The sequence below is a fragment of the Pseudomonadota bacterium genome, from assembly GCA_039193195.1.
GTDB lineage: Bacteria > Pseudomonadota > Gammaproteobacteria > Steroidobacterales > JBCBZW01 > JBCBZW01.
This window is the reverse complement of record JBCCWS010000009.1, coordinates 151734-159622: the sequence shown is the minus strand read 5'-3', so window position 1 is coordinate 159622 and position 7889 is coordinate 151734. Positions and strand designations below refer to the sequence as shown.

The following is a 7889-nucleotide window of genomic DNA, read 5'->3' as shown; positions in this document are numbered from 1 at the left end:
GAACCTCGCCGACATGCGCCCCCTTGCGGACGCGAACGGCTTCATACCCGTGTACCCCCAGGGCTTGCCCGACGAGGACGGTGCGCCCATCTGGAACAGTGTCGGCCCCTTCTCCAACGGGGTGGACGAAATCGGCTTCACGGCCACCATGATCGATGCTCTCGCCTCGGAGTTCGCCATCGATCGCGACCGCGTGTACGCCACCGGTTACTCGAACGGCGCGAACATGACCTGGGAGCTCGCCTGCTACCTAAGCGATCGGATCGCGGCAATCGCGCCCGTCGCCGGCAGTATGTGGGAGTGGACCGAACGTCGTTGCCATCCCACTCGGGCCGTGCCCGTGGTCAGCATCCACGGTACCTTAGACTTCTATAATGCTTACGAAGGCGCTCCGCCTTTCAGTCTAGGGCTCATCGCCGCCAGCGAGTACTGGGTGGCGAACGCCGGCGCCGACCCGACGCCCACGATCGTCGACATCCCGGACACGGTGCCCAACGACGGCAGCACCGTGGAGTACTACACTTGGTCCAACGGCGCCGGCTGCGTGAGCATCGAGCACTACAAGGTGAACAGAGGTGGCCACGACTGGCCGGGGGCCACCGGCAATCGGGACATCGATGCTAATGAGATCGCCTGGACTTTCACCTCCCGCCACGACCTCGGCGGCCGCCTCGACTGCGATACGGAAGATCGCGATGCCGACGGCGTACCGAATAACGCGGATAACTGCACTGAAATCGCCAACGCCGACCAGCGCGACACGGACGGGGATGGCTTCGGTAACGCGTGCGATCCTGACTTGAATGATGACTGCCAGGTCACGGTGGACGATGCCCGACTGTTCCGCGAGTCCCTGCCACCGAACCCCTACGACGAGGACGCGGACTTTACTGGTGATGGTTTAGTCAACGGCGCTGACTTCGTCCGCCTGCGTGAGCTCTTCTTCGCCGGGCCGACCCCCGGTCCCGGACCGAGCGAAGTTCCCAATAGCTGCGACGGGGGATAACTCGGGGTAGGGGTAGCACCAGGGGTTCGTGGCTTTATTGCTGTCCAGCTTGTTGGCACTACGCGTCCGATTGGTAGCGATTCGCACTTAGGGTCGTAGACCGCGATCATTACAAGAAGGTGAGCCCAGGCTCAGCAGCGAAGTTCGCCAGATTCGGAAGCGCAAGTGCGAGTTCGCTGTCGTCGAGTCCAAACCAACGACCCATCGGTTCGGCGTACTGCTCGACCGCGACTGTGGGGATGAGTCGTCCATTCCCCGAGTCCTGGGAATGCCCAAAGCCGACCGGTGGCATGTCGCCGTAGATCGCACCACCCTGGACGCTGCCGCCCAGCACGAAGTGATGGCCGCCCCAGCCATGGTCAGTACCATCATCGTTGACGGCAAGGGTGCGACCGAAGTCCGAGGCGGTGAACAGCGTGACGTCGTTGGCGATACCTTGCGCGACCATCTCTGCGTAGAATGCGCTCACCGCCGCGTCCACCGTCGAAAGCAATCCCGGAAGGACGTCTGCTTGCGTCGAGTGGGTGTCGAAGCCACCCAGCCCGACGAAGAATACCTGGCGGCTCGCCTGCAGGTTCTGTCGAACGCTGATCGCCTCGGCGATGGTCCTCAGACTGATGCCGAGTTCGCTCTCTGGGAACTCGGTTTGCAGCGCCTCACCGCCGCCTATCGCCTCGTTGTAACGCTCGTTACTGTCGATGGCAGCTCGAAATCCCGCACCGATGTCTTGTGCCAGCACATGTCCTCCCGCGTAGACCTGATCGCGTAGGAGTGCGCGAGCCAGTTGTAGCGCCCCGGCACCACCGGGCGCGCCTACGCGCTCCTCGAGGAGCTCCAACAGGCGCATACGCTCGGCGCCGCCTGCGCTAACGTTGTAGGGCTGAGCTAGCTGGCCAGACAGGAATACGCCAGTACCGACGCTGCCGATGGTCGAGAACTCCGGTGCACCGTTGGCCCCAGCGGCCACCGCCGCATCGGCGAATAGCCCGCCCCAGCCAAACTGAGCGCCCTCTGGCGCACTCGCCTGCCAGGTGATCTGTTGGTCGTTGTGCGAGAACAGACGCGAGGGGACAGGAACCGATTGTTCCTCATAGGCTTGCCGATCTGTCGGTACGATCAGTGGTCCAACGTTGGCGACGATGGCTGCCTTCCCCTGGTCGTAGATGGCTTTGATGCCGGCGAGCTCGGGCGGCAGGGCGAACTGCCGGCCGCCGAACTGCTCCGGGTCCGCCGTCACCAGTGGCAGTAAGTTCTCCCGCAGTCGCGATTCGCCCTGCCTTGCTAGCAGCGTGCTACGGATCGTGGCGAACTCGTCGTAGGAGGCCTGGTCGTACGGGAGTAGCGTGTCGTGGTTGTCGAGGCCCCCGAAGAGAAATACGCACACCAGGGCTCGGTAGCCCTCCGTGTCCGCGGCGCCTGCGCCGAAGCTGCTCAGCGCGCCGCCCAGCGTCGTCAGGGCGAGGGAAGAGGTCGCGGCGGAGTCCCTCAAGAACATGCGTCGGGTGTAGGGCATTTCGTTGTCCTTTAGCGCGTTAGCGTTGCACGAGGTAGTCGGGAGAGGACATGAGCAAGTTCAGGCTTACCTCGACGAGCTCCTGCGCTGTCACCTCCGGGTCAAGACGTAGGGCGTTGAGAACGCGGACGATCCCCGTGCGCATCTCCGGGCGCAGGGTGTCGTAGGTGAGCTTGCTGGCCAGGTGATCGACCAGGGCTACGGGATCGCTCGCAAGGGCAATCTCCGTCGAGTAGTCGGGCAGGAAACTGCTGCGTGCCAGACGCGGATCGAGCCGGATGCCCTCGATCCGAAACGTCTCTGCCAACTCCCGAACGTCGGTGAAGGCACCCTCGCCCCGGATGAAGAAAGTCAAGTAGTGGGTGTAGCCGGGGGTCGTCGTCGCGTTCACCAGTTGCAGCTCGGGAACGGTCAAACCCAATGCGCCTGATTGAGTGCCCGGGGCTACATAGCCAGGTCGGAAGAAGTTGAATACCGATGGCGCGCGGTAAGGGTGTTGTGCAAGCTGCGTGCTCTCAGCGCTCTCCCACAGCGTCAGCGTTAACTCTGGCGTCACCGTGCTCGCACTGAAAGCACGCGCCCAGCTGGTGAAGCGCAGCACTGGTTCGCGGATCTTGCCGAAGGTGGCATCGGCGAGGCTCGCATCGTCGCGCACGGCCTCATCGAACAGCACCGCTGCAACCGTGGCCGCAAGATCCCCGCGGATCCCAGCGCCAACCGGCGTACCGTCCGGGAGCACGTAGCTGCCCGTGTCGAAGGCGCTCGCCACACGCTGCACGTAGGCGGGGGCGGGGTTGCTGGTGGTGAGCCGCTGGATCAGCTGGCGAGCGAGGAAAGGGCCTACGTTGGGATGAGCGAAGATGGCGTCGAGGGCGAGATCGATACTCGTGGCCGCATCGGTGAACTCGGGGATGGAGGTGCCAAGGAAGCGCTTTTCTGCCTGCGAGTGATCGGCGGCGATGATCCGCATTGGCGTGCTCCAGGGAACAGGACCGACGCGTTCGATGTTCTCCTCGGGCCCGTCGTAGTTCAGGTTGAGGCCAGTGAACACCTTGGCGAGGCCCGTGATGTCGTCGTTGTCGTACGTTTCGATTGGCAGCCCGTCCTCACCTAGCCGGGGCGTACCATCCGGGTTCAATTCGATCAGGCCGATGGTAAACAGCTGTAGGAGCTCACGGGCGTAGTTCTCGTCGGGCTGTTGCCCCGTCATCGGATTGGCCTTCTTGCTCCCCATGTAGGTCAGGTAGTACCCCATCGCTGGTGAGTAGGTCACACGCTCGAGCACTTGTCGGAAGTTGGCGAAGGCGCCCGTAATCAGTATGTCCTGGAAAGCCGAGACGGCTTCCGCTATGTCCGACAGCAGTTCGCCGCCGGCGTTGGACACGACGATGATCTCGGACAAGGCAAAGGCGGTTCGCTGGCGAAGTTGATCCTCGGCGGTGATCGACTTGAGCCAGAACGAAAGGGAAGTCCGAGCGGCACTGAGCGATGACTCCACGTCGATCTCGGCGATCAGGTCGTTGTACTCCCGAAGCGTCGGCAGGTGTCGACTGGGCGGCTTGACCAACTCAGCCAGGAACCACTGCGACGCGCTGGTGCCGGTGAGCGCTGTCACATCGCCAGGTGTCGGTCCGAAGGTCGCCTGGGTCAGGAAGCGAGAGGTACGTGATGCCGTAGCAAAGGCGCCGCCTCCTTCGGTTGGCGCGGCGGCAAGGGCTGCCTGCGCCGCAATCCCTGCGTCCTTCACAAGATCGTCTCCTACGACCAGCGCGACGGGTGAGGACGGGGAGGCTTGCACAGAGAGCGCACCGGCCGGTGCGGCATCCGTGTCACCACCGCAACTGGCGCTTGTCAGCAGTCCCGCTGAAATACTCAGCGTGAACAAGAGTCGGTATCGTGGGCGCACTTCTCATCCCCCAAGCCAGTGTTTGAAAGGCAGCAGCAGCCTAGCAACACCAAGTGGCGAGAACGTGGAGTGCGCATTAAGGATCTTTAATGTGGGGGTCACGGTACGTGCCGCGTTACCATGGTCACTGCCCGTTCCCGCAAGCAACCTCGACAATGCATGTATTGATCGCTGAAGATGACCAGGAAGTCAGCGCCTACCTGGCCAAGGGTCTGCGCGAAGCCGGCCATACGGTGGAGACCTTCCATGACGGCCATGTCGCCAGCGTGGCCGCTTCCCGTAGCCAATTCGATGTACTAATCATCGATCGAATGCTACCGGGCGCCGATGGACTCAATATCATCAAGTCACTTCGGGCCGCGGGTAATCACGCGCCGACGCTAGTCTTGAGCGCCTTGGGCAACGTCGACCATCGAGTCGAGGGGTTGCGTGCTGGCTCGGACGACTACCTGAGTAAACCCTTCGTCTTCAGCGAAGTGCTGGCTCGAATCGAGGCTCTGGTTCGGCGCAGCCGAATGACCCCGCAAGGCACGTGCCTGCAGGTGGGTGACCTACTGCTCGATCGCCTGGCGCGGGTGGCAAGGCGGGGCGATCGGGAGATCGAGCTGCTTCCGCGCGAATACGCGCTGCTGGAATATCTCATGGAGCATACGGGGCAGGTAGTGACACGAACGATGCTCCTTGAAGCGCTCTGGGGTCTGCACTTTGATCCACGGACTAACATCGTAGACGTACACATCTCTCGCTTGCGGCAGAAGGTAGATAAGGGATTCTCCACCGCGCTGATTCGCACCGTGCGCGGCATGGGTTACATGCTGCGTGCGTAAGGGCAGCTTCCTTCGCAGCTCGAGCGTACGCTCAGCGCTAGCGTTGACGCTGGTCATGTGGGTCGTGCCTGCGTGCGTCATATTCGCCGTCGTCGCCCTGACCGAGCAGAGCTTGCTTGCCCCGACGATGGTAAGACTCGATGATGAAATCGATGGGTTCTCCGCGCTCATCGATCGCGAGGAGCTCGAACTGGGCACGTGGTTCGGGAAGCAACTGCAAGGTCAACTCATCGGCACCCAAGCGCTGCCTGCCACCGACCTCGATGGCTTTCTGACTGACTACCTAACGGCACTTCGATTGGCCCGTACGCGGACCGACGGGGCGGCCCGCGCCGCTGTGGATATCCGCCTGTGGCTACTCGGCGATCAGTCGAGCTTGCCCGACATCGACTATCCCCTCAGCTACTACGCACGCCTGATCATCGAGGACGCGCCGGACTCACTGCACGAGGCTCTATGGCAGCGAGTTTTCGAGCGAGCGCAGGGCTGGCCCACAGAGTGGCGTTGGCCAAGGATGACGCGCCAGCGCCGGTGGGATGTGCTGATGCACGCGGTGAGCGACCAGCTCGACCGCGAGAGCCGCTGTCTTCGGATGAGCGCTGTGACCGAAGATGGCCAGGCGCTGATCCCGGCATCGGCGCCCAACCGAAGCTGGCAGGAGGCTGGCGCATCCCGCCCAGGCGGATGGCGCGCGGTCGACCTCGTGGCGACACACTTTCCTGAGTCAACCGCAGAGCGGTGCTTGGTTAAGCGGGTGCTGGCGACCCAAGGGCGACAGTTCGAATACGGTATCGTCGCTACCGACGTGTTGAACGTCGTGGTCAGGGTGCGTCAGCTCGGCGCCATCGGTGCCTTCGTGAGCTTGCTCATCGCGCTGAGCCTGGCCCTATTGCTCGGCCGCTACACGTTCTCGCGCCTGCGCTCCATCAACACCCTGACCGAGCAAATCCGCCTCGGTGACCTGGAGCGACGGCTGGCGCTCGAGGGCTCTGGCGATGACTTCGACTCGCTCAGCGAGAACATCAACCTGATGCTGGACCGAATGCAACAGCTGATGGACGCCGTGCGCCAGATCTCAGACAACATCGCCCATGATCTGCGATCCCCGCTCACGCGGCTTCGCAACCGAATCGAGATTCTCAGTCGCCACCCAGCACCCACGGCGCAGGATGTAGCGCCCATCGTCGAGCAGGCCGACGAGGTGCTGGCGACGTTCACCGACCTGCTACACATCGCACAACTCGAACAGCTTGGTCAGCAGCGCAACTTGGTTTCGCTAGATCTCGCGCTTGTAGCGAGGGAGGTGCAGGACATGTTCGAGCCCGTGTTCGCTCAATCGCATACGGAACTGGAGGTCAGTACGCCTGCGGTCGCCCGAATCATGGGCGATCGCAACCTCTGGGTGCAGCTATTGAACAACCTGCTCGAAAACGTGCTGAAGTACGCGCCAGACTGCGCTCGAGTGCAGCTATCACTGCGCAGCGATGGCCCCCACTGGCGCCTAGAAGTACGTGACCAAGGCCCTGGTGTACCCGAGTACGCGCTGCAGCGACTCACCGAGCGTTTTTACCGTGTGGAATCCCATCGTGGTTCCCCTGGCACCGGCCTTGGCCTATCCCTGGTCGCGGCCATCTGTCGCCTACACGGTGGCGAGCTAGCCCTTGTGAATGACCACGGCTTGGTGGTCAGGATCCACGTGCCGCAAGCACCCAGCGACACCCGCTCTTCTGTGTAAGTCCATCAGCCAGGCAAGCGCGATCGATTACTTATCTTTAATCTTCCGGCGCGCTGCCTGCTGCTAGCCTGGACTCGTCTTGAGTTGTGGAAGGCCTTAGCCCGTCCCCATGCAGGAGTAAGCAGATGAGCAAACCAATGAGAAGCAAAGCCCTGATGAGTCTAGCGGCGCTGGCAAGCGGTGTGATGTTGCTTTGGGGCCAAGCGGATGCGGCCACTCGAATACTTCCCTTAGGCGATTCTCGCGTGCAAGGGGGGCGTCCGGAATTCGAGAGCTACCGCTACGAGCTGTGGAAGCGCCTGGTCACTGAAGGCGCAGATATCGATCTAATAGGGCCGCGCTTCGACGATGCGCCTTACCGTCCGTTCATGGGTGAGCCCTTTGACCGCAATCATGCCGGTGTGGGTGGATTCACCACGGCAGATGTGCTCAGCACGTTGAACGATACCCTGGACATGATCGAGGTGCCGGACGTTGTGCTACTTGGCATCGGAGGCAACGACCTACTCGCGGGAATTCCTGTGCGCACCGCCGTGACCAACGTCGTGGCCATCATCAACCTCCTGCGTGAGCGCAATCCCGAGGTCTCGGTGATCGTCGAGCAGATTGCACCGGGTAGATCGGACATCATGACGGCGCAACTCACCGCCAGCTTCAATGCCTTCAACCAAGGGGTGGCGACGGCGGCACAGCGCCTCAGTACGGCACGGTCCCCGGTCCTAGCGGTCGATATGGCCGAGGGTTGGTTCGATCGCAATATGGCCGACGAAGTCCACTACAACGTACGCGGGGCAATCGTCGTCGCCAACCGATATCTGGAAGCACTGCTGCCGCAGATTCAGCCGACCCAGATTTGGGCAGCGAACCTGCAACGCAGCACTGCACACGAAGGCCCGTGAGGG

General features: G+C 62.4%; 6 protein-coding genes. 4 read left to right on the top strand and 2 right to left on the bottom strand.

Going from position 1 to position 7889, the window contains the following annotated elements:
- Nucleotides 1-1006: hypothetical protein (locus AAGA68_10715; GenBank protein MEM9385524.1), on the top strand; the 1006-nt coding region annotated here is incomplete at its 5' end.
- A gap of 109 nt (nucleotides 1007-1115) precedes the next feature.
- On the opposite strand, the gene AAGA68_10710 is transcribed toward AAGA68_10715, so the two are convergent.
- Both AAGA68_10710 and AAGA68_10705 read right to left on the bottom strand, forming a co-directional pair.
- Nucleotides 1116-2519: a DUF1501 domain-containing protein gene (locus AAGA68_10710; protein MEM9385523.1), complete on the bottom strand. Its 1404-nt coding sequence runs from the start codon at nucleotides 2517-2519 to the stop codon at nucleotides 1116-1118.
- Nucleotides 2520-2538: 19 nt separating this feature from the next.
- Nucleotides 2539-4404: a DUF1800 family protein gene (locus AAGA68_10705; protein MEM9385522.1), complete on the bottom strand. Its 1866-nt coding sequence runs from the start codon at nucleotides 4402-4404 to the stop codon at nucleotides 2539-2541.
- 176 nt (nucleotides 4405-4580) lie between these two features.
- Between AAGA68_10705 and AAGA68_10700 the strand changes: the two genes are divergently transcribed.
- The 3 genes from AAGA68_10700 to AAGA68_10690 all read left to right on the top strand — a co-directional run bounded on the left by AAGA68_10700 (nucleotide 4581) and on the right by AAGA68_10690 (nucleotide 7886).
- Nucleotides 4581-5252 carry a response regulator transcription factor gene (locus AAGA68_10700; protein MEM9385521.1) on the top strand — a complete coding sequence of 224 codons (672 nt, stop codon included), beginning with the start codon at nucleotides 4581-4583 and terminating at the stop codon, nucleotides 5250-5252.
- Entirely contained in the window at nucleotides 5245-6987 is a 1743-nt protein-coding gene (locus AAGA68_10695) for a HAMP domain-containing sensor histidine kinase (GenBank protein ID MEM9385520.1), read from the top strand. The genes AAGA68_10700 and AAGA68_10695 overlap by 8 nt, the downstream gene beginning before the upstream one ends.
- A 125-nt stretch (nucleotides 6988-7112) precedes the next feature.
- Nucleotides 7113-7886, top strand: coding sequence for a GDSL-type esterase/lipase family protein (locus AAGA68_10690; protein MEM9385519.1), 774 nt, complete (start codon nucleotides 7113-7115; stop codon nucleotides 7884-7886).
- The last annotated feature ends 3 nt before the right edge of the window (nucleotides 7887-7889 follow it).

Coding starts and splice junctions, on each gene's coding strand:
- AAGA68_10710 (MEM9385523.1), bottom strand. CDS start 2,519: ATGCCCTACACCCGACGCATGTTCTTGAGGGACTCCGCCGCGACCTCT.
- AAGA68_10700 (MEM9385521.1), top strand. CDS start 4,581: ATGCATGTATTGATCGCTGAAGATGACCAGGAAGTCAGCGCCTACCTG.
- AAGA68_10690 (MEM9385519.1), top strand. CDS start 7,113: ATGAGCAAACCAATGAGAAGCAAAGCCCTGATGAGTCTAGCGGCGCTG.